General features: G+C 41.4%; 21 protein-coding genes. 2 read left to right on the top strand and 19 right to left on the bottom strand.

Translation table 11 applies throughout. The annotated features are described in order from the left end of the window. Window positions 1-18 precede the first annotated feature (18 nt). The 18 genes from rfbB to miaA all read right to left on the bottom strand — a co-directional run bounded on the left by rfbB (window position 19) and on the right by miaA (window position 18250). Window positions 19-1065, bottom strand: a complete 1047-nt coding sequence (rfbB, locus tag L6410_RS04675) for a dTDP-glucose 4,6-dehydratase (RefSeq protein WP_160864478.1) — start codon at window positions 1063-1065, stop codon at window positions 19-21. Between the two features lie 181 nt (window positions 1066-1246). Beyond that, window positions 1247-1732: a phosphoribosylanthranilate isomerase gene (locus L6410_RS04670; protein WP_237396392.1), complete on the bottom strand. Its 486-nt coding sequence runs from the start codon at window positions 1730-1732 to the stop codon at window positions 1247-1249. Further along, the gene (locus L6410_RS04665; RefSeq protein ID WP_053866914.1) at window positions 1732-2325 is read right to left on the bottom strand and encodes a dTDP-4-dehydrorhamnose 3,5-epimerase family protein; all 594 of its coding nucleotides are present in this window, start codon (window positions 2323-2325) and stop codon (window positions 1732-1734) included. Before L6410_RS04665 ends, L6410_RS04670 begins: the two co-directional genes overlap by 1 nt. After that, a complete protein-coding gene (rfbA, locus tag L6410_RS04660; RefSeq protein WP_172006591.1) occupies window positions 2325-3194 on the bottom strand; it encodes a glucose-1-phosphate thymidylyltransferase RfbA in 870 nt (289 codons plus the stop codon). Before rfbA ends, L6410_RS04665 begins: the two co-directional genes overlap by 1 nt. A 107-nt stretch (window positions 3195-3301) precedes the next feature. Continuing rightward, on the bottom strand, window positions 3302-4126 hold the full coding sequence (locus L6410_RS04655; protein ID WP_237396390.1) for a ZIP family metal transporter: 825 nt from the start codon (window positions 4124-4126) through the stop codon (window positions 3302-3304). A 149-nt stretch (window positions 4127-4275) separates the two neighbouring features. Next, the gene (locus L6410_RS04650) at window positions 4276-5070 is read right to left on the bottom strand and encodes a Nif3-like dinuclear metal center hexameric protein (protein WP_172025522.1); all 795 of its coding nucleotides are present in this window, start codon (window positions 5068-5070) and stop codon (window positions 4276-4278) included. Further along, window positions 5060-5743, bottom strand: a complete 684-nt coding sequence (locus L6410_RS04645) for a tRNA (adenine(22)-N(1))-methyltransferase (protein WP_237396388.1) — start codon at window positions 5741-5743, stop codon at window positions 5060-5062. Before L6410_RS04645 ends, L6410_RS04650 begins: the two co-directional genes overlap by 11 nt. Window position 5744: 1 nt before the next feature. After that, entirely contained in the window at window positions 5745-6419 is a 675-nt protein-coding gene (locus L6410_RS04640) for a DnaD domain-containing protein (protein ID WP_237396386.1), read from the bottom strand. Window positions 6420-6428: 9 nt separating this feature from the next. Further along, the gene (metA, locus tag L6410_RS04635) at window positions 6429-7370 is read right to left on the bottom strand and encodes a homoserine O-acetyltransferase MetA (RefSeq protein WP_237396384.1); all 942 of its coding nucleotides are present in this window, start codon (window positions 7368-7370) and stop codon (window positions 6429-6431) included. A gap of 139 nt (window positions 7371-7509) precedes the next feature. Continuing rightward, complete coding sequence (locus tag L6410_RS04630; RefSeq protein ID WP_024392061.1) at window positions 7510-8022, bottom strand: adenine phosphoribosyltransferase; 513 nt, start codon at window positions 8020-8022, stop codon at window positions 7510-7512. 185 nt (window positions 8023-8207) lie between these two features. Further along, a complete protein-coding gene (locus tag L6410_RS04625) occupies window positions 8208-9329 on the bottom strand; it encodes a DUF3114 domain-containing protein (protein ID WP_237396382.1) in 1122 nt (373 codons plus the stop codon). Then, the gene (gene recJ, locus L6410_RS04620) at window positions 9314-11527 is read right to left on the bottom strand and encodes a single-stranded-DNA-specific exonuclease RecJ (protein WP_237396379.1); all 2214 of its coding nucleotides are present in this window, start codon (window positions 11525-11527) and stop codon (window positions 9314-9316) included. The genes L6410_RS04625 and recJ overlap by 16 nt, the downstream gene beginning before the upstream one ends. Before the next feature lie 454 nt (window positions 11528-11981). Further along, window positions 11982-13529 carry a cardiolipin synthase gene (cls, locus tag L6410_RS04615; RefSeq protein WP_024392058.1) on the bottom strand — a complete coding sequence of 516 codons (1548 nt, stop codon included), beginning with the start codon at window positions 13527-13529 and terminating at the stop codon, window positions 11982-11984. 293 nt (window positions 13530-13822) lie between these two features. After that, the gene (locus L6410_RS04610; protein WP_237396377.1) at window positions 13823-14578 is read right to left on the bottom strand and encodes an SDR family NAD(P)-dependent oxidoreductase; all 756 of its coding nucleotides are present in this window, start codon (window positions 14576-14578) and stop codon (window positions 13823-13825) included. Beyond that, window positions 14575-15504 carry a ribonuclease Z gene (gene rnz, locus L6410_RS04605; protein WP_105126649.1) on the bottom strand — a complete coding sequence of 310 codons (930 nt, stop codon included), beginning with the start codon at window positions 15502-15504 and terminating at the stop codon, window positions 14575-14577. The genes L6410_RS04610 and rnz overlap by 4 nt, the downstream gene beginning before the upstream one ends. Then, window positions 15504-16139 (bottom strand): cystathionine beta-lyase, encoded by a 636-nt coding sequence (locus L6410_RS04600; protein WP_237396375.1) that lies wholly within the window; start codon window positions 16137-16139, stop codon window positions 15504-15506. Before L6410_RS04600 ends, rnz begins: the two co-directional genes overlap by 1 nt. Next, on the bottom strand, window positions 16123-17373 hold the full coding sequence (gene hflX / locus L6410_RS04595) for a GTPase HflX (protein ID WP_237396370.1): 1251 nt from the start codon (window positions 17371-17373) through the stop codon (window positions 16123-16125). The genes L6410_RS04600 and hflX overlap by 17 nt, the downstream gene beginning before the upstream one ends. Further along, on the bottom strand, window positions 17366-18250 hold the full coding sequence (gene miaA / locus L6410_RS04590) for a tRNA (adenosine(37)-N6)-dimethylallyltransferase MiaA (RefSeq protein WP_237396369.1): 885 nt from the start codon (window positions 18248-18250) through the stop codon (window positions 17366-17368). The genes hflX and miaA overlap by 8 nt, the downstream gene beginning before the upstream one ends. Before the next feature lie 68 nt (window positions 18251-18318). On the opposite strand from miaA, the gene L6410_RS04585 reads away from it, so the two are divergent. After that, on the top strand, window positions 18319-18489 hold the full coding sequence (locus L6410_RS04585) for a DUF3042 family protein (protein ID WP_032535785.1): 171 nt from the start codon (window positions 18319-18321) through the stop codon (window positions 18487-18489). Between the two features lie 75 nt (window positions 18490-18564). Here L6410_RS04585 and L6410_RS04580 read toward each other — a convergent pair whose 3' ends face one another. Further along, window positions 18565-19731, bottom strand: a complete 1167-nt coding sequence (locus L6410_RS04580) for an MFS transporter (protein WP_024392635.1) — start codon at window positions 19729-19731, stop codon at window positions 18565-18567. 202 nt (window positions 19732-19933) lie between these two features. Between L6410_RS04580 and L6410_RS04575 the strand changes: the two genes are divergently transcribed. Beyond that, the gene (locus L6410_RS04575) at window positions 19934-21082 is read left to right on the top strand and encodes a cobalamin-independent methionine synthase II family protein (protein ID WP_024392636.1); all 1149 of its coding nucleotides are present in this window, start codon (window positions 19934-19936) and stop codon (window positions 21080-21082) included. Window positions 21083-21106: the final 24 nt, after the last annotated feature.

Below are 21106 nucleotides of genomic sequence, written 5' to 3'. Positions count from 1 at the left end.
AGCCCAGCCTTCCATTTCTTATTTAAGCACTTCTTGTGTCTTCGCGTAGTTAGCTTCTACAGCCTCTTTTTCAGCCTTCCACCAGTCTTGGTTGTCAGTATACCACTGGATCGTTTCTTCCAAACCTTGAGAGAAGTCTGTAAATTGTGGTGTCCAGCCAAGCTCGTCACGAAGTTTGCTTGCATCAATAGCATAGCGCAAATCGTGTCCTGCACGGTCAGTCACGTGGTCGTAAGCGTCTTTTGGTTGACCCATTTTTTCAAGAATCAATTCAAGCACTTCTTTGTTGTTCTTCTCACCGTCAGCACCAATTAGGTAAGTTTCACCCATACGGCCTTTTGTCAAGATTGCCCAAACACCAGTCGAGTGGTCGTTGGTATGAATCCAGTCACGGACGTTTTTACCTTCACCGTAAAGTTTTGGCTTGATACCTGCCAAGATATTGGTGATTTGGCGTGGGATAAACTTCTCGATGTGTTGGTATGGACCGTAGTTGTTTGAACAGTTGGAAATCGTTGCTTTAACACCAAATGAACGAACCCATGCTTTGACAATCAAGTCTGAAGCAGCCTTGGTTGATGAGTAAGGTGATGATGGGTTGTATTTTGTTTCAGATGTGAATTTCTCACCTGGACCTTCCCCATGACCTGGTAAGTCTTCGCGCAATGGAAGATCACCATAAACCTCATCTGTAGATACATGGTGGAAACGGATGTCATATTTGCGAGCCGCTTCAAGAAGAGTATAGGTACCGATAAAGTTAGTATGGATAAATGGACTTGGATCATTGAGCGAATTGTCGTTATGGCTTTCTGCCGCATAGTGAACAATGGCATCTGCCTTAGCAGCTAATTTGTCAACCAATTCAGCATCAGCAATATCACCAACAACAAGCTCAACTCGGTCACCAAGGATAGCTTCAATATTAGCCTTGTTTCCTGCATATGTTAATTTATCCAACACAGTTACGTGAACGTCTGGATGGTTGTTATAAACATAGTGTACGAAGTTGGAACCGATGAAACCAGCTCCACCAGTTACGATAATATTTTTAAATTGAGACATTTTTTTCTCCGAAAAGTTTTTTTCTTTTTTGATTGTTTCCTTAGGTAGTGGGGTCGTAAGCAACCACCAAGGTGTTTCATTACTAAACCATGAGCCTAAGGTCTCATGGTTACCCCCGCTCCTTAGCAAAGCAAAGGAGCTTCTCACTACGGCCATGACACACAGAACTGCTCGCTTTTTTTTACCTCAAGATTTCCTTCAAGTAAGCAATCTTGGTAAAGTCTTTTTGATTGTTATTTTCTGCACGGTAGGAATCTTTGGAGGAGGCTAGGTAGATTTTCAGGTATTGGTCAAGTGTCGGTAGGTAATAGCGAACACCTGCTGTTTCTAGTTCTTCCAAATCTTCTAACTCTACTCCTGCAAATTCAGGCAGTGAATGAAGTCCACCGAACTCAACAGATAGGCCGTCCTTATGAAATTCATGTTCGTGACGATCAACTAGGACATAGCCCAACTGGTTCATCATAGCAATCAGCTCATCAGCACGATGGATCCGTTCGTCATCTGGGGCTTCCCAGCCACGTGGATCACTAGGAACATGAATATCTAAATCTCCTGCCTGCCAGTCCTTCCCTGTGCGCCTTTCCAAACCAACTGAGCCCATTAACAAGGGGGTAATTCCTAGCTTGTTTAACTGCTCTGCTATTTCCAAAAAGGCTTGAAACATTAGAGGTCCTCTTTTCTCAAAGGCTTTACGTCCTTGAGGAGTGGGTGGTTTTTATCTGCTTCTGAGACTTCTGCTTCTTCTAAGTTTTCCCATTTAATGTCGAGACTAGGGTCTGCGTAGTTGACAAAGGCATACTTGGGCTTAAGTTCCAAAGCCCAATAGTCATTAACCAAGTAACTGTATGATACAAAGTCTGATAAGACTTGGAAACCATTGGCTACTCCGCGCGGAACGAAGATACCTTTTGAAGCATCGATAACGGTTTGGTAAGTATTACCGAAGGTCTCTCCTTCACGAAGATCGACCCAAGTTCCCAAGACCTTTCCACCATCCGCCACTGAGATGTATTTATCCCAAGGCTCTGCGTGAAGACCACGAAGAACGTTTTTGCGAGAGAAGGAAACATTATTTTGCAATTTTCCTTCTGCAAAGAAGCTTTCTGGGAAGCCGAGTGGCAACATTTTTTCCTTTTGGAAGTTCTCCTTGAACCAGCCACGGTTGTCGCCATGAACTGGAATGTCAAATTCTAACATTCCAGGAATGGCTTCAACAGGACGAGCTGCTAGTGTTTTACCGAAAAAGTTTTCTGTCATTAGGCTTCTCCAATCAAACGGAGCAAGTATTGTCCGTATTCATTTTTCTTGAGTGGCTGTGCCAATTCGTACACTTGTTCTTTTGTGATGTAGCCCATGCGGTAGGCAATTTCTTCCAAGTTTGCTACTTGAACATTTTGCAAACGTTGAACTGTTTCGATGTATTGAGCTGCTTCTAAGAGACTCTCATGTGTACCAGTGTCCAACCATGCAAAACCACGTCCCATCAATTCAACTGATAAATCACCGCGATCTAAGTAAGCCTTGTTTACATCAGTGATTTCCAGCTCACCACGAGGAGATGGTTTGATATTTTTCGCAATCTCAACGACATCATTGTCATAGAAATACAAACCTGTAACCGCAAAATTTGATTTTGGATTCTCTGGTTTTTCTTCGATAGAGATAGCATTCATATCTGCGTCAAACTCAACAACACCAAAGCGTTCTGGGTCTTTTACTTGGTAACCGAAGACAGTTGCCCCTTTATCTTTGCTTGCAGCACGTTGCAACATCTTAGTCAAGCCATTTCCATGGTAAATGTTATCCCCTAATATAAGGGCTACATGGTCATCACCGATGAATTCTTCACCGATAATGAAGGCTTGTGCAAGTCCATCTGGACTTGGTTGTTCTGCATAAGAGAGAGAAATTCCCAATTCAGAACCATCACCCAACATATCCTTGAATCGAGGTAGATCCTGAGGAGTAGAAATAATTAGGATTTCTTTAATCCCAGCCAACATGAGTGTTGACAATGGGTAATAAATCATTGGTTTGTCATAAATCGGCATCAGCTGCTTAGAAGCTGCGCGAGTCAATGGGTAGAGACGAGTCCCAGACCCACCTGCCAGAATAATACCTTTCATATAAGAGTACCTTCCATCAATTAATATCAGTTCATTATACCATATTTTTCACTATGATGTCATAAGAAAAAAGCCTGATAGCCAGACTCTTCTCAAATATATTTTATTCACCCCAACGCAACATCTAGAATCATCATGATAATAAAACCAGCCATGAGTCCTAGAGTAGCAATATCCGTATTGCCATTTGTCTGTGATTCTGGAATGAGCTCCTCTACGACAACGAAGATCATTGCACCAGCTGCGAAGGAAAGGGCGTAAGGTAAAATAGGGGTCATAAAGGTAACTGCAAAGGCGCCAAGTACAGCTGCGATTGGTTCAACAATTGCAGACATTGAACCCCAATAAAAGGCCTTCCAACGCGATGCACCGTCTGTACGAATCGGAATAGCCAAGGCAGCTCCCTCCGGAATATTTTGTATACCAATACCAAGAGCCAATCCCAAAGCTCCAATAAATGCTACTGAGCTATTATTAGCAGCAAGGGCACCAAAGGTGACACCAACTGCTAAGCCTTCTGGGATATTGTGAATGGTAATGGCCAAAAATAAGAGGGCTGTCTTTGATAATTTTTTTCGCTCTCGCTCGTCTCCACCCTCAGCATCCTCTTTGTCATTACCTAAATGCAAATGCGGAACACCCGCATCAACCAAACGTAAAAAGATTCCACCTGCTGCAAATCCAACTGCCGCAGGAATCCATGCAAGATTGCCATAAGACTGCTCTGCATAACTAATTGAGGGAGCAAGCAAAGACCAAAATGACGCAGCAATCATAACACCTGCTGCAAAGCCTAGCATGGTATCCAACAAACGCCGACTGACCGTTCTAAAGAAAAAGACAACTGCAGAGCCGACAATGGTGCAAAACCAAGTAAATAAACCTGCCAAGAGAGCCTGTAAAACCACAGGCTGGTGTGTAAACCAGTTCATAACGACTTCCATTCTAAATTAACCTGACATATTACAATAATTAGGATACCCTAATTTTCAAAAAAACACAAGTTTTTTTTTCAAAAAAAGCCACGCAAAAACGTAGCTTGACTGTCTATTTTGGATGTGAGCCAATGTCAGGACACTGATTATAAATGTCTGAATGGATTGGTCGAAACTGTCGATGCAAAGATCTCCACTTCCCAACCTTCTTCCTTTTTCCAAGTTTCCAATAAATCAGCAACTCGCTTGATAAATAAGGCTTCGATATGATGCCCTGGATCAATAGCCAGTAACCCCTTTGTTAACATGTCTTGAGCTGTGTGGTAGTAGATATCACCGGTGATGTAGACCTCAGCCCCCTTTTCAAGGGCTGTCTGATAATAAGAGCCTCCGCTCCCACCACAGATTGCAACTCGACTGACATATTGTTGTGACTGATGGCCATAAGTCACTAGACGTACAGCATCAAGACCAAAGACAGATTTTATTTTCAAGGCCAACTCTCCTAGCGTCTGCTCTGCTATTGTTCCAACACGACCAAGCCCTTGACCCTCTGATGTCTCCAGTAAATATGTTGTATCATGGATACCCAACAACTCGCAAAACCAATCGTTAAGCCCACCATCCACTACATCAATATCAGTGTGGCTAACATAGACCGCAATATCGTGTTTAATCAAGTCCAGATACATCTTGGTCTGTGGATTGTCAGCCACTAAATCCTTTATTGGACGAAAAATTGGAGCATGCTTGACGATAATCAGGTCTATCTGTTTATCGATAGCCTCTGCCACAGTCGTCTCACGGATATCCAAGGTGACCATTACTCGCTGGATTTCCTTGTTCAATGTTCCAATCTGCAAACCAGTTACGTCACCCTCCATGGCCAAAGATGGCGGACAAAAGGATTGGTAACGCTCAATGACGTGCTTAGCTAACATAAAGAACCTCCTTTATTTGATCCATTTTTTGGGAAATAGCGGAGCGATCACTATGGCGTTCAAGAGGTACTTGTTCCAAAGCTAAACTCAGCTTATCCAACTCCTTAAGCCACTTTTTCTGAAAAACAGGGGAATGTTTGATTGATAAGAAAGGACCAAAACGCAATTGAGTAGCTGTCAAGTCCATTGAACCTTTTTCTGCTACCAGAATCTCATAAATCTTATCGTTCTCTTCTACAATCTCCTCAGCAATGAGCTTAAATTGATTCTGAACCAACCAATTCCGAACATCATCTTCGCGATTGTTCGGTTGTAAAATGAGCCGTTCAACCGAACCCAACTTTTCTTTTCCAGCTTCTAAAATATCGGCAATTAAACGCCCTCCCATACCAGCTATGGTCACCGCTGAAATCTGGTCTTGTTCCTCTACTGCAGCAAGTCCATTGGCCAGCCGTACCTGAATCGCATCAGATTGACCTGCCAGCTCGACATTCTGGAGCGCTGACTGGTAGGGACCTTGAACGACCTCACCAGCAATGGCAAAATCAATGCGCTTCTGCTCTACCAAAAAAAGAGGGAGATAAGCATGGTCACTCCCCACATCAACTAATCGTGCCCCTTGTGGCACAAAATCTGCGACTGTTTCTAGTCTTTTTGATAATTTTGTTTCCATATTACTCTTTCCAGAGGTTCATTGCATCAAGAAAATCACTGGAGACAGTTACATTCTTAGGATTCTGGATGTCTCTTTCTATATTTTTAGCTTCTACCTGTGCCACTGTGGTTATTCCTTCACGGCGCCAGTTTCGCAAAATAGCCTGGATATATTTCCAATTGGTTTTATTGTTAAAAACAGCTTCTTTCAAAGCAGCTCGAACCAAGTCAACAGAAGTTTTGTCATCTTCAACCGTCTTTTGTAAATCTTCAATTTCAAATGGGGATAGGAAGCGACCCAACTCCCTTTCAAAATCTCCAACCAAGGTTTTCAAATCATTTTCAGTCCGAACTATTTCAACAGCTTGTTTTGATTCTGATAGCACATCTAGTTTCTCGAGTGCAGGTAGGGCATCAAAAATCATTTCGATTTCTCCTGCGATACTGATCGTTTTAAATTCTAATAGCCCAGCTTCTTGCAGGTTTTCAATTGCTTGATTGACTTGTGCCACTGTTTTTCCTGTGGCCTGAGCAACTTCACTAGGGGCTAACGATTCCAAATGTGAAGTATTTTGATAAAAGAAAAACTGCCAGATGAGAAAATCATCTGCTGATGAAAATAATTCTTTGTAGTGTAATAAAAGAGCTGCAGGAATGACTACATTCCCTTGTCGAAATTGCTGTGAATAATTCATATATCCTCTTTATAGACTCGCTGAAAGGGCAGAATCTTCAAATAGTTTCCAGTCATACGGTGTTTCTTGATAGACCGCGTAGTTTATCCAGTTAGTAAAAAATTGAGCAGCAGGCAAATTCCATGAAAGGGCAGGTCTGGTTGATGGGTCATCATTTCTGAAATAATTCTCAGGGATATGTGGATTTTTTCCAGCTAAACAGTCTCGCTGGTATTCTTTTGCAAGGGTATCGCGATCATATTCCAGATGACCAAAACTATAGACTTCACGCAAGTTCTTACTGGCCAAAATTGATAAGCCGACTTCCTCACCACATGAAAGAATTTCAAGGTCATTCAAATGAGAAATATCAGCAGCTTTCACCTCTGTGTATCGCGAATGCGGCGATTGAAAATCATCGTCAAATCCACGCATCAATGGATTTGTATTGTTGATAACATCCTGTCTATAAACCCCTGAAAGCTTGCGATTCATACTATGTTTTTGTACTCCGTATCGAGCATAGAGTCCAGCCTGCGCGCCCCAACAGATATGCAAGGTTGAAAAAACATGATTTTTCGACCATTCTAATACAGATACAAGTTCAGACCAATAATCAACCGCTTCGAATGGCATATTTTCTACTGGTGCTCCAGTTACAATCAAGCCATCAAAATAGGAATCTTTGACCTGCTCAAACGTTTTGTAAAATTGTTCTAAATGGTCTGAATGTGTATTTTTCGACTCATGACTCGCCATGTAGAGGAATTCAACTTCCAATTGCAATGGCGTATTAGCCAAAAGACGGAGCAACTGAGTCTCCGTCACAATTTTCTGAGGCATGAGATTTAGAATCAATATCTTTATGGGACGGATATCCTGATGGCTAGCACGGTCGCTATCCATTACAAAAATATTCTCTTTCCTTAAAATATCTACTGCCGGTAATGATTTTTCGATTTTAATTGGCATACTCTAACCTCCTGAACGAACTTATCTCTATTATATTATAGAACAGGAAGAACAGCATTTCAATTAGAATAAAACTAGGCTTAGTTATAAGTTTTAACTATAAGGTCTTAAAAATATTCAATCAATCTATGTTAATGACTTAATAGTGCATCAAGACCTTGTAGTCGTAATTTCCGATGGCTTCACGACCTTTAAGATCATCAAGTTCAATCAAGAAGGCACAACCAGCAACAATCCCACCAAGTCTTTCAATCATTTCAATCGTTGCTTTAACAGTACCACCAGTGGCCAACAAATCATCTACGATCAACACGCGTTGACCTGGTTTGATGGCATCAGCATGCATGGTCAATGTATCTACACCATACTCTTTTTCATAATCAGCTGAGATAACTTCGCGTGGTAACTTACCTGGTTTACGAACCGGTGCAAAACCAATTCCCAATTCAAAGGCAACTGGACAACCAACAATAAAGCCACGCGCCTCTGGACCAACAATCATATCAATTTGTTTATCAGTTGCGTATTGAACGATTTCACGTACAGCATAGCTGTAAGCATTTCCATCCGCCATCAATGGGCTAATATCACGAAATTCAATCCCCTCTTTTGGATAATCAGGAATGGTTGCAATGTAATCTTTTAAGTTCATTTCTTTCTCTCTTTAAAAAAATAATTTTTACTCTTCATTATACCATGAAATTGTCATTTGGTATATTTTCAGCCCTGACAAAGACCCTTTGCTTTACTCATTGCGAATCTTTCTTTGAGCTAGACTCGTTTTTCTAAGAAACTGTTTTCAGTGTCAATGGCTTTTAATCCGGTTAATAGTACAGACTAGGAATCCAGCTTATGAATATCTGCCCTTAGTTGTCTACTCAACTGAGACACCAATCTCGCTCTGCTATTTCCAGCAAATGAAAAATCGCCATCTGGATTAAAATAAGATGTTTCCCAGCCGGCAGGTGTCTTTCTTCGCTGATAATGTCGAAAACGGGTGGGAGATAGATAGCTGGCTGTCTTTGCGCGTAGGACTTTCTTCCGAAACTGTGGATCGTGAGGACCAACTGGTGCAATATCGAGCTGAGTATGACGCTTATTATTAGCATTGGCGTAGTTAAATGATGCCCCATTTACTATGCCATTTCGATGAGATGTCTTATCCAAAATCAAGGCGAACTGCCCCTGCTGACTGAGGATAAACTCACTGTGAAAACCAATGAGTACCTTTATGTTGACTGGTAATGGTTCCACCTTATGGTTGCCAAAGCCCCGTTTATTATGCAAACGTGCAGACTCATTTAGACGATACGACCAGCGAGGTAAATGATTCAAATAAGCCACCATAGCCTGCCAATCCGTATGTCCCTGTCCAAAATGCTTTCGAACCCAACTAGCCTGCTGATAGGAAATTAGATAGCGCAATTGATGAACTTGCTTGTTTAATAACTCAGTTCGCGAAAGCTGTTGACCTGGAAAAGCTCGGTCAACCAGTCTAGCAAAGTATTGCCAAAAGGGATGGTGGGGAGGACAATCACAATCCATTTTTCCCAGCAGAACTAACAAATGGCTCTGGTGTAATTCCTCAGGAATGTCTAGCATTCTTACACTCTGGGCAATAATCTTTACTGCCCTCTCTCGGTCCAACGAGTGACTTTCAGCCCTCAACAACCTATAGTAGCTTTTGGAAGCAAAGAGAGCCGATTCTGTTACGAACTGTTGAACATATTCAGGAATTTCTGCTTGGGGTAACTGAAGGATGGGCTTTAAAAAAGCAGTTGCCAAAGCCTTTTCCGACCACCCTCTTCCGCTCAATTCCATCAATCCAGCATGGACTTGCTCTGATTGCTTTATACGATGTAACAAGCGATTTCGCCTATTATTCCATGCAACAAAAGTCGGTATCCCTATCAGATTGATGATCAACAGAATCCAAATTGTGATTAATTCTGTCCACATAGCCACTCATAGATTTCCTGAACAGTACCAAGCGCCATCAACTCTTGCTGCATCACGGTTTGTTTTAAGTCTTGATAAATCTGACTTTCTGAAATTTCCCGTTTCTGTGCCTCTTTGTTGACCCGCATGACCCCATCCGTAATGGTAACAAATTCTAATTCTTGGAAAATCTGAATCATTTTGACCAAGAGACTGTCCTTAATTTTTAAGTAACCAGCCAAATCTTTCAGTTTGTAGCGAACATCAAACTCATCAAATTGGTAAATGGTCTTATACAATTTAGCGAATTGTTCTCGGTTACCATACCCATCTAAATAGTATGGTTTGGCAATTTCATTTTTAAAATAAATGGCTTCAAATTCTCTTTCCTGAAAATAGCTACGCAGACTACTGATATCTTCTGGCAAAGTCGCAAGGACAATAGCAGATTCACTAGTCACAGGATGATTAATGTCCAAAATTGGGACTCCTGCAGGAATGGGATGTTGCTTACCACGAATATTATAAAGTTGAACACCATTGACCCGAGCATCAACCAACATGAGCTGAAGACTAGTATTGCCATTCCATTGATTGACAGACAAGGTAACAGCTAGTTCTAATTCCTTAGCCTGTGAAAATTCCAAGGCTTGATTGCCTTTACCAAACGCAACCACATCAAATCCAGCAGCCCCTTTTGTAATCCGTACTTTCAGGTGAGCATTATTTTGCCCCATGGTCCTTGCTGATTCCACCTGAAAATCCTTGAGATAGAAGACAGGCTTTTTATTGTCCATACCATAGGGCGCCAGTTTTTCAAAGGATTTTAGGGTATCTAAGGTTAATTCCTCTAAATCCAATTCTTCATCCAAAACCAGCGAAGACTTGCTAGATACATCCAATTTATTTTCGATAATGTAGTCAGCCAAGGTTTGAGCAAGCTCTTCAAGTTTGTCAACTTCCAAGGTCATACCTGCTGCACCAGCATGACCACCAAAGGCGATAAAGAGGTCCTGATGATCTTTAAGGGCCTTGAAAATGTCAACTGCTTCAACCGAACGAGCCGAACCCTTTGCCTTACCATCTTCAATCGACAAGACAATAACAGGCTGGTGTAATTCTTCTAGTAGGCGTCCTGCTACAATCCCTAAAACACCTGGGTTCCAACCTTCTTTAGCCAGAACTTGAACAGGTCTATCTCGGCGCAACATGGTTTTTGCTTCATCATAAATTGCTTGGACAACGTCTTTGCGTTCTACATTTTTACTGTCAATCATGAGAGCAATTTGATGGGCCTCTTCGTCATCAAAACCAGTCAGTAATTCGATGGCTGGATTAGGATCGTCGAGTCGACCAAGGGCATTCAACCTAGGAGCCAGTTGGAAACCAACTGTTTCTTCATCAAGGCTATTCATATCAATGCCAGCTATTTTCATCAATTCTTGGAGGCCTGCACGTTCGGTCTGTTTGAGAAGCGAGAGACCATATTTGACCATGATACGATTCTCATCGGTCAAGCTAACCATATCAGCGATGGTACCAATTGCGACCAAATCCAGCAAGTCTGCATGAACAGTTTCAAGAAGAGCACAGGCCAATTTAAAAGCCACGCCGCAGCCCGCCAAATGTTTGAAGGGATAATTTCCTTCTGGATGCTCTGGATGTACAATCGCATAGGCATTGGGAAGGGGTTCCTGCATGGAATGGTGGTCTGTCACGACAACATCGACCCCCATTTCCTGGGCATAGGCAATCGCTTCATGACCCGCTACGCCATTGTCCACCGTCACAATAAGAGAAATCCCCTGCTGCTCGATAAAATACTTGTAAACTGACTGATTCGGCCCATAGCCATCTGTGAAACGATTGGGAAGATAAACTTGAACTTCTGCCCCCATTTCCTCCAGAGTTTCTTTCAAAATCGATGCCGAGGTCATGCCATCAGCATCATAATCTCCATAAATCAAAATCTGTTCGTAATCTTCGATTGCACGGCGAATCCGCTCTACCGCCTTGTCCATATCGTGAAGTAGGTATGGATCATGGAGATCTTCTAAACTTGGTTGGATAAAGGAATGCAGTTCTTCTTGCGAATGAATGCCCCGCTCATACAACAATTTGGCCGCTACTGGATCCAGCCCTTCTTTTTTAGCTAATTTGATAAAGTGTTCATCAGAAAAACCGGTCAATAATTGCCAGTCATAATTTGGTTTGATCACGTTATTAACTCCTTTAATACTCATACTCAATGAAAACCAAAAGTAACCTAGCTTTTTACAATCTTGGGGAAAGTTGAAAACTAGAAAAATAAAAAACTGAGTTCGCGTCATAAAGCCGAAGGTAGAAATCTGTCACATTCACATTTCAAGGTAACAGGCTAAAAGCTCTTGACAAGGGACAATTTTGATTTTCGAAGAATATAGTCATTTGAATTAGCTTTGATACATCGTCACTTTCGCCTTGCCGTACTCTAGTACAGCCTGCGTCTCAGTTCCTTGTCTGAAAGCTAATTCATTCGACTATATCTAATAATTGCAACAATGTCCACTCTGGTAAACATTGATTTTTTCGAGTATAAACTATCTTACTATTATACCATTTCCCAAGAAAAAAAGGAGCAGAGGAACTCAACGATTGATTTGAGTCTCCCTGCTTCTTTCTTTGAAACAACTATTATAGTAAAGGTGACAAGATATTTAACAGCGCTCCTGCCAAACGCTTATACCACGGGTAATTATTTTCAAAACCAAGGAAAGTAATCCGTTCAGATTGTTCAAAAGAATGCATGAAATCTTTGTGAATATCTTCTAAAACTTGGCGATGGTTATATACATAAAGCCCACATTCAAAATTGAGATAAAAAGATCGAAAATCCATGTTTACTGTGCCAACTGTCGCCTTTTTATCATCAACTAAAATCACTTTCGAATGAACAAACCCAGGAGTAAATTCATAGATTTCAATACCGGATTCTAAATAGGTTCTAAAATCTGTTCGTGCTGCCAGATAAGCCGTCTGCTTATCGTAAATATGTGGAAGAAGGATACGAACAGTGACCCCACGTTTCGCTGCATAGGTGAGATTATCAATCATTTCATCATCTAGAACCAAATAAGGAGTCATAATATAGATGTAGTCAGTTGCAGACTGGATCATATCCAAGTAAACCCGTTTCGCAACCTCATCGCCATCAAATGGACTTTCACCGTAAGCTAAGAAATAGCCTTCTGTATCTGTAGTCTCTGTCTCAGCATCATGCGCTTCCTTCAAGTATTTCAAATCATCATTTGACTTTTTCTCATCATGATTCCACATTTGCAAAAACATCAAGGTAAAGTTTGAGACGGCCTCACCTCGTATCATAATCGCTGCATCTTTCCAGTAGCCAAATCGCTCCTTTTTATTGATGTATTCATCAGCAATATTGACACCACCTGTAAAAGCAACTTTTCCATCGATTACTGCAATCTTTCTGTGATCACGATTATTCTGAATAGTTGACAGAGCAGGAATTATTTGAGAGAAAACCTTTGTCTTGATACCAAATTGACGTAGGGATTTATAATAATTATAAGGTAGAGTGCTTAGCGAGTTCATTCCATCATACATAAACCGAACCTCTACACCTTGAGCAGCTTTTTCTTTTAAGATATCTAAAATAGAATCCCACATATAGCCAAAATCGACAATGAAGTATTCCATAAAAATATATTTCTCAGCTTTTTTTAATTCTTCTAATAACGCCTCAAATTTCGCTTCTCCAGATGGAAAATAGACTGCGTCTGTGTTGGTATGTAAAGGATAGCCCACATATTCACTCATATAATGAGCTAACTTAAGTTGCTCACGGTCTTCCTTAGCCAAACCTCTCATTACTTTTTCAGAAGTCTTCCCATACAATCTCAATATTTCAGCTTGACGCTGAAAAGTCTTGCGATACCGTCTGGTTTCAAAATTTGACTGTAAAATAAAGTAAAACAGTGCTCCAAATACTGGGATTCCAACAACAAAGACAATCCAGGTTAACTTAAAACTAGCATTCATCGGCCGATTAATAATCGAAACTGCTACAACTAGTGAAAAAAGTTGCATAACCGTTAAAAACGCTGGAAAATAAGTTGCCGCTGAACCAACTGTCCACAAAATAACAAAAATTGTTAAGGCAATCAAACTAAGAACAATAAATGTTCGACTATAAATAATCTTCCAAATCTTTTCCATTTCATCCCCCTTGCAAATTTCAACTATTATATCAAATTTTAGTCAAATATCCCACTAAAATGATGCATCATTCCTACATAATCTATGTTTTTTTATTTACCTTTTTTTATTTACACCTACCTATTGTATCTAGGTTTTGAAAATAAAAAACAGATACTTTATACAGATTTTGCTTAGTAAAGAAGAAATCTTTTATTATGTGCTCATTACCAGGTATAATATGTAAAGAATATGACTTCATTATTTGAGAGATGGTTAAAACGCCGAACAAGAATTCAGCGTTTTTTCCATGCCTATTTTAAATTAAATACTGTACTGGCCAAGTAGTCTGATACTCTTGGGAAGAGAGTATAGAGTTTATGAGCTGCAGCTAGTGACCACGGTAAATTGATATCACGCTTCTTCGTCCCCATGGCAGCCACAATTTTCTTAGCTACATAGTCAGGCTGCAAGAGAAAGGCTTTGACACTTTCTTGATAGCTTCCATCAGGATCTGCTTGGTCGAAAAAGCTAGTCGCAATAGGTCCTGGGTTAACAGTTGTTACTGTCACACCATACTGGGCCAATTCCAAGCGAATAGTATTTGAAAAACCCATAGCCGCAAACTTAGTTGCAGAATAAACGGAAGACTTGCTTGAAGCGATCAGACCTGACATCGAAACAATATTAATGATTTGCCCGCTCCGTCTAGCCTTCATCCGTTTACCCACTAAACGGCACATGGTCATCAGAGCAAAAGTATTGATGTCAAACATAGCTTGAACCTGCTGACTTGAAAAATTTTCAAAGTCATCATAAATTGCATAGCCTGCATTATTGACTAAAATATCGATTTGACCAAACTGGCTATCTAATCCTTCAAAAAATGCAATTAACGCGGCTTCGTCTCGAAGATCCACATTAAAAACTGCCTTTTTTTCATGAGAGGCATAGAGTTGCTCTATCTTCTCTACATCTCGCCCCAACAAAATCAAGAAATCATCTTTTAGCAAAGGAATCATTTCCTGTACTAGACCACCAGATGCCCCAGTTATTAAAATGGTTCTCATAGTTCAATTTCCTCTAAATCTTTAACGATATGGACCTGCTCAAATATAGTTCTCGCATCATTACGCAATTGGCTGATATCCTTGGACAAAAAGCGCGGACTGATATGATTGAGCAAGAGTCGTTTGACACCAGCATCCTTAGCTACTTGAGCCGCTTCCATATTGGTTGAATGCCCATGCTTACGAGCAATCTGCTCATCACCCTTACCATAGGTTGACTCATGCACCAGCACATCAGCATTTACAGCCAGACGCACACTGGCATGGCACTTACGCGTATCCCCTAAAATAGTCACTACCTTACCAGGCCTTGGAGGGGAAATATAGTCACTAGCGATAATTTCAGTCCCATCCTCAAGTGTCACATTCTGACCATTTTTTATTTTTCCAAAGAGGGGGCCAAATGGTACACCCGCCACGCGCAGAGCCTCTGCATCCAAGGTCCCTTCCAAATCCTTTTGGATGACACGGTAGCCGACACAAGGAATGGTATGGTCCAGCTTTTCGGCGAATACCGTGAATTTGTCTGTTTCTAGTACCTGACCAACCGTTTCAACATCAAACTCATGAAAATGAATGCGATAAGGTAAGCGTGAACCAGACGCTTTCAGACTAGCCAAAACAAAAGATCGAATACCCATAGGACCGTAAATATCTATATCTGTTTGTTCCTCACTCGATTGAAACGAACGGCTTGATAAAAAACCTGGCAAACCAAAAATGTGATCACCATGTAAATGTGTTATGAAAATTTTAGCAACTTTTCGAGGACGAATAGTGGTTTCCAAAATCTGATTTTGAGTTCCTTCGCCACAATCAAAAAGCCAAATCTGATTGATTTCGTCCAACAGTTTTAAGGCCAAACTGGACACATTACGGGCCTTGGAGGGCTGACCAGCCCCTGTACCTAAAAATTGAATTTGCATTATTTACTTTCTAATCGATATATTATAGCTGAGCGACCCGACCAGGCAAAATAGCGCTGACCTGAATAACCATCCGCTACTTCTATAACTTCCTCCTGATTGAGACCCGAAATTTTGACCAAGTCAGCCGAGCTAGCCACCTCTGTTAGCAGAAAATCTGTTTCCTCAACTTGCAACTGACGCTCATCAAACGCATTAGTCTCCATGAAAATCTTGCCGTCTTCTACAAAAACGACATAGTGGGGAAAGACTTGAGCAATCTCAAAGAGCAGATCTTCAGTGATCTCCTCTTCTTCTTCCGAAAAAACTTGAGCCAGACCGTCTGCTGACACATAGGCAAATCCGAAAGACTTGCCTGATAAATTCAGGCGGACAAAAGGCTTGTCTTCTTCAAAGCTGGGTTCTTTTGGAAAAAGGCAGAGCTGCTGAGAAAGTGTCAGATAGTAGTCCGTCGCCTCTTCTGCTCCTTGTTTCTGGTAGATTTCCGCAAAATAAGCGTTGATAACTGAAGGCGGTGGAGTGATAAAATCTAGTTTTTGTTGGTCAGTCAAATCAGCTAATTTCTTCGCCAGATAGACCTTGTCCAGACTGGTAAAGCCACCGTATTTGGTTGCCAAATCAAGATAATCCGTCATAAAATTCTTCCAACTTCCATTTATTCGCGGAAGCGATATAGCCTGATATCACTTCCACATCTTCTTCATAGGTCCGATTTTCTATCAGGGCAAGTGTTGCTAAATCATGCAATTTATAAGATTCAGCAAGTGACACTCTGACCTCAAATCGTTCAAACATGGTCTTAATCTTGGCCAAGACCATCATCTGAATATGGCCTTTGGCATTTTCATCCTTAGCGGACAGCATGACATGAGGAAACTGACTTGGGGTAAAGCTGTCATCGGTCTTATCCAGCTTGTTATACAGAGCCAAACGGGGAATGTCCAGCATATCCAGGTCCTTCAAAATGTCCAAGACCACCTGCTCCTGCTCGCTGTGATTAGGGTCAGAGGCGTCGATGACATGGAGCAAGAGATCTACGTTCATGGACTCCTCCAAGGTGGATTTGAAGGCAGAAATCAACTCAGTCGGCAGGTCCTGAATGAAACCAACCGTATCGGTCAAGGTCACGTTGAACTTGTCTGCCAAGTTAATCTGCTTGGTCGTGGCATCAAGTGTGGCAAAAAGTTCATCTGCCTCGTACTGTCGCTTATCCGTCATGGCATTCATGATAGTAGACTTACCAGCATTGGTATAGCCAATCAAGCCAATTTTGAACACGCCTGATTGCAGACGGCGTTCACGGACAGTCGCTCGGTTCTTCTCCACCGTTTTGAGTTGGCGCTCAATGTCATGAATCTGATTGCGAATGCTTCGACGGTTGAGCTCCAACTGGCTTTCACCTGGTCCACGAGAGCCGATACCACCTGCCTGACGGCTAAGCATGATACCTTGTCCAACCAATCGTGGTAACATATACTTGAGCTGGGCCAGGTGGACCTGCAGTTTCCCCTCGTGACTCCGTGCTCGCATGGCAAAAATATCCAAGATCAACTGCATACGATCAATGACCTTAACCCCCAGAATCTCCTCCAAATTGACATTTTGACGGGGCGTCAGTCGGTTATTGACAATGACGGTATCAATCTCGTCAGCTTCGACCATCTGGGCAATTTCATCCAATTTCCCTGAGCCGACAAAGGTCTTGCTGTCGTATTTTTCACGTTTTTGAGTGTAGACTCCCTTGACCAGAGCCCCAGCCGTCTTAGCAAGGCTTGCCAACTCTTCCATGGACATGTCAAAATTGTCCGTCTGCTGTAATTCCACTCCAACCAGGAGGGCACGTTCTTGTTCTTTCTGCGTTTCAATCATTTAAAAATTCCTCCACGGCGGTGAAAATCTGCGACTTGTAATCTGGCTCGCCTACTGAGTAAAAGGGGGCCTGCATCCGATTTTTAAACCAGGTCAATTGGCGTTTGGCAAAGCGGCGACTATTTTGCTTGACCTTATCAACTGCTTCTTCTAGGCTGATTTGACCTGCTAAGTAGGGGAAAAACTCCTTGTAGCCAATTCCCATAGCAGCTTGGGCTTCTGGGTGTTCTTGGTAGAGCCAGCTAACTTCATCTAGTAAACCCGAAGCCATCATCTTATCCACTCGCTGATTGATGCGGTCGTAAAGAACCTGTCTGTCATCCGTCAGGCAGATGTAAAGAGGCACATATTCTGACTCTGTATTTTCTAAGTTTTTTCCAAATTTTTTCAACTCTAACCCACGAATGATTCTCCGTCGGCTGTTTCCTTCGACCATCAAACCTGCCTGCTCTGCCATTGCTTCCAAATCCTCGTCAGACAAGCAGTCGAGTTCTACCCGATAAGCAAGAACTTGCTCCTGATCAACCTGCCCGCCCAGATGGTAGCCTTCTAGCAGACTTTGAATGTAAAGCCCAGTTCCTCCAACGATAATAGGCAACTTGCCACGACTGGTAATGCCTGCAATCAAAGCCTTGGCTTCTGCTACAAATTCATAAGCCGAATAGCCCGCTTTCACATCCCGGACATCAATCAAGTGATGAACCGCAGCAGCCTGCTCTTCAGGACTAGCTTTTGCCGTACCGATATCTAGTTTGCGATAGACTTGTTGGCTATCACCACTGATAATTTCTCCATTGTAGCGCTGGGCCAAGTCTATGCCAAGGGCAGTTTTTCCTACCGCTGTCGGTCCAATGACCACAATAACTTTAGTTTTCATCTTTTTCCTTGAAAATATTTTGTTTTTTCGCTAAAATCTATTATAACACAAGTAAAGGAGAATTCACTATGGCTAAAAGTTTTGGCAAAGGTTTCTTGACAGGTGTTCTTTCTACAGTTGCTCTTGCAGCGGGCGCAGTCTTCACCGTTCACAAAACAATTATTGAACCAGAAGAAAAGAAAGAAGCCTTCATTGAGGAAAATCGTAAAAAAGCTGCTCGTAAACGTGTAGCACACTAAAAAGCTGGTGAATATCCAGCTTTTTTTGTTTTTATTCTATTCCAAAATGGATAAGTGTATTGTGGGAAATTGTGACTAAATGATGATATCTTCTTTTTCAATCAGTACAATCGTCCACATCATCACCAAGGTTACAGTAGCCAATGATAGAATCAAGGGTAACCAACTACCAAAAATTGGAAAACTATATCCTAAGAGACCTGGACCAAACGCTGCAATCAAGTAGCCACCTGTTTGTACCATACCTGATAAGCGAGCCGTTGCCTGGCTGTTGCTGGTTTTCATGGTAAAGCTGAGCATCATATATGGGAAGAGTGATGCATTGGAAACACTGAGGACGATATGAATAATTGTCCAAGCAAAAAAGTTTTTTGGAGTGATAACCATAAGAGCCAAGCCCACCAATGTAATCAAAGAGATGAGGAGCATGATGTTCCTGCGAGATTCTTTCGTCTGACGAGAAAGTAGAGTTGTAATGATTGAAGACATTGGTATAGCAGCCAAGTTATAAATTCCAGACATCAATCCTGCTTCTGCTTTTGAAAATCCAATAGATTGCGAAATGGTTGGTAACCAGGTGACTTCTGTGTAGAACAAGACGGATTGCAACCCACCAAAAATAAGAAAGGCAATGGCAGCCTTATTTTTCCATAGAGAACTTGTTTTCTCTGATTGGTTGCCAGTCACAAACATATGATTGTTCTTCACATTTGGTAACCAGATAAGTAAAGCTAAGAGGATGACTCCAGTGATTAAATAAATAAAAAATTTCCAAGAAGTAGCTGAAACAATTGGTACTGCAACCATTGACGCGACTGTTCCGGCAATCCCCATCAGAGTAATGTAGATGGTTGTATAAAGCCCAATCTTATGCGGGAAATTAGCAGCAACTAAGCTAGGCAACAAGACATTAATAAATGCGATACTAGCTCCGATCATCATCGTACCGATGAAAAGTGTTTGGAGGTTGAACACCCTCAATCCAGAACCAATAACCATAACCACAAGTACAATGGCCATTAAACGTTCCAAGCCAAATTTTGCCGCCATGCGTGGCGCTATTGATGAACATAGTGCAAACATGATCAAGGGAATCGAAGTTAAAATGCCGAGTGAACTCACTTCAACACCCAACCCAGAGGCAATATCTGTGAGGACTGCTGGCAAGGCTGTAAAGGGTGCCCTCATTACCACACCTAACATCATAATCCCTAATAAAATAAAACTAAAGTGTTTTTTCATTTTTCTCCCCTAAACTTTTTCCAAACGTTCGGTTTTCTGCAAAGAAAATTATACCATAGTTCTGCCCCCAGAAAAAGCATTTTAGAAATCTAATAATAAGATATAGCGAACAACTATACCTTTTGACTCAAAATAACTATTTTTCAAATAAAGCAAACTGGGGTAGAATTAGTTCAGTAATAATTGAAAGAGAGATTTACAAATGACAACATCAAGATTTCAACTAGTGGGTTCCCTTCTACGTCCAGCAGAATTGCGTGACTACAAGACACAAATCGAACATAGAGATGATATCCATTATCCTTTTTATAGTGACTTCTCTGGATATCAAGAAACTGAAACAGTAGCCATCGAATCAATCGTAAAGGAACAAAAAGAAAAAGGAATTGATATCCTAACTGACGGAGAATATTCTAAATCTATGTGGCACCTTGACTTTGTATGGGGCTTGAAAGGTATTGAACGGTATATTGCTGATCATGGATATACCTTTAAAGACCATGATGGCGGTCACTTTGAAACAAGAAAAGACATAGGTATCCGCATCACTGAAGAATTATCTGGTAAGAACCACCACTTTATTGAAATCTTTAAAAAAGTGAGTGAGCTAGCTGAAGATACGCAAACAAAATTGACTGTATGGGGCCCAGCTCATGCCTACACAGAACTTGCTGTTTTTGATGGATTGTATGGCGAAGGTCAAGTATATGCAACTGCCGATGATTTAAAAAACGGTCTCATTCAAGCTTATAAAGAATTCCTTGATGACTATAAAACTGCTGGTGGCACCATTATTCAGTTCGACGACTGTCTCTGGGAACTTTTTGATGAAAGTAATCCTGCAAGTTTCTTTGCTGAAGGTAATGCAGGACTAGCTGATTTAGCAGATGCCTTTGTCAATATAAATAATGAAGTCGTTGACTATGCACATTCACTTGGTCTTACTGTCTGGACTCACAACTGCCGTGGTAACTACGAAAGTCGTCATGCCGCTGGTGGGACTTATGAGGCAATCGCTGAAAAATTCTTGCGTGATCAGCACTACGACCGCTTCTTCCTTGAATGGGATGATGAGCGTGCAGGTGATTTGAAAGCCTTAGAAAGCTTACGCGATAAAAATGCAGAAGTTGTTCTTGGTCTTCTGTCAAGTAAGACAACCGATTTAGATGATGAAGAGCGTGTCTATAAACTATTAGAAGAAGCTAGTAAAATCATCCCTAAAGAACGTCTTTACCTCTCTCACCAATGCGGTTTTGCTTCATGTGACTCTGGTAATGAATTGGCCATTCCACAACAATGGGCTAAAATCAAACAAGGTCAAGATATTGCAAGCAAATTCTGGAACGAATAATAAAAATCCCATGGAACAAAGAGG

This window comes from Streptococcus parasuis (assembly GCF_021654455.1).
GTDB lineage: Bacteria > Bacillota > Bacilli > Lactobacillales > Streptococcaceae > Streptococcus > Streptococcus parasuis.
The sequence above is the reverse complement of the archived record's forward strand: the minus strand, read 5'-3'. Positions and strand labels throughout refer to the sequence as shown.

Coding starts and splice junctions, on each gene's coding strand:
- rfbB (WP_160864478.1), bottom strand. CDS start 1,065: ATGTCTCAATTTAAAAATATTATCGTAACTGGTGGAGCTGGTTTCATC.
- L6410_RS04670 (WP_237396392.1), bottom strand. CDS start 1,732: ATGTTTCAAGCCTTTTTGGAAATAGCAGAGCAGTTAAACAAGCTAGGA.
- L6410_RS04665 (WP_053866914.1), bottom strand. CDS start 2,325: ATGACAGAAAACTTTTTCGGTAAAACACTAGCAGCTCGTCCTGTTGAA.
- rfbA (WP_172006591.1), bottom strand. CDS start 3,194: ATGAAAGGTATTATTCTGGCAGGTGGGTCTGGGACTCGTCTCTACCCA.
- L6410_RS04655 (WP_237396390.1), bottom strand. CDS start 4,126: ATGAACTGGTTTACACACCAGCCTGTGGTTTTACAGGCTCTCTTGGCA.
- L6410_RS04650 (WP_172025522.1), bottom strand. CDS start 5,070: ATGTTAGCTAAGCACGTCATTGAGCGTTACCAATCCTTTTGTCCGCCA.
- L6410_RS04645 (WP_237396388.1), bottom strand. CDS start 5,743: ATGGAAACAAAATTATCAAAAAGACTAGAAACAGTCGCAGATTTTGTG.
- L6410_RS04640 (WP_237396386.1), bottom strand. CDS start 6,419: ATGAATTATTCACAGCAATTTCGACAAGGGAATGTAGTCATTCCTGCA.
- metA (WP_237396384.1), bottom strand. CDS start 7,370: ATGCCAATTAAAATCGAAAAATCATTACCGGCAGTAGATATTTTAAGG.
- L6410_RS04630 (WP_024392061.1), bottom strand. CDS start 8,022: ATGAACTTAAAAGATTACATTGCAACCATTCCTGATTATCCAAAAGAG.
- L6410_RS04625 (WP_237396382.1), bottom strand. CDS start 9,329: ATGTGGACAGAATTAATCACAATTTGGATTCTGTTGATCATCAATCTG.
- cls (WP_024392058.1), bottom strand. CDS start 13,529: ATGGAAAAGATTTGGAAGATTATTTATAGTCGAACATTTATTGTTCTT.
- L6410_RS04610 (WP_237396377.1), bottom strand. CDS start 14,578: ATGAGAACCATTTTAATAACTGGGGCATCTGGTGGTCTAGTACAGGAA.
- rnz (WP_105126649.1), bottom strand. CDS start 15,504: ATGCAAATTCAATTTTTAGGTACAGGGGCTGGTCAGCCCTCCAAGGCC.
- L6410_RS04600 (WP_237396375.1), bottom strand. CDS start 16,139: ATGACGGATTATCTTGATTTGGCAACCAAATACGGTGGCTTTACCAGT.
- hflX (WP_237396370.1), bottom strand. CDS start 17,373: ATGATTGAAACGCAGAAAGAACAAGAACGTGCCCTCCTGGTTGGAGTG.
- miaA (WP_237396369.1), bottom strand. CDS start 18,250: ATGAAAACTAAAGTTATTGTGGTCATTGGACCGACAGCGGTAGGAAAA.
- L6410_RS04585 (WP_032535785.1), top strand. CDS start 18,319: ATGGCTAAAAGTTTTGGCAAAGGTTTCTTGACAGGTGTTCTTTCTACA.
- L6410_RS04580 (WP_024392635.1), bottom strand. CDS start 19,731: ATGAAAAAACACTTTAGTTTTATTTTATTAGGGATTATGATGTTAGGT.
- L6410_RS04575 (WP_024392636.1), top strand. CDS start 19,934: ATGACAACATCAAGATTTCAACTAGTGGGTTCCCTTCTACGTCCAGCA.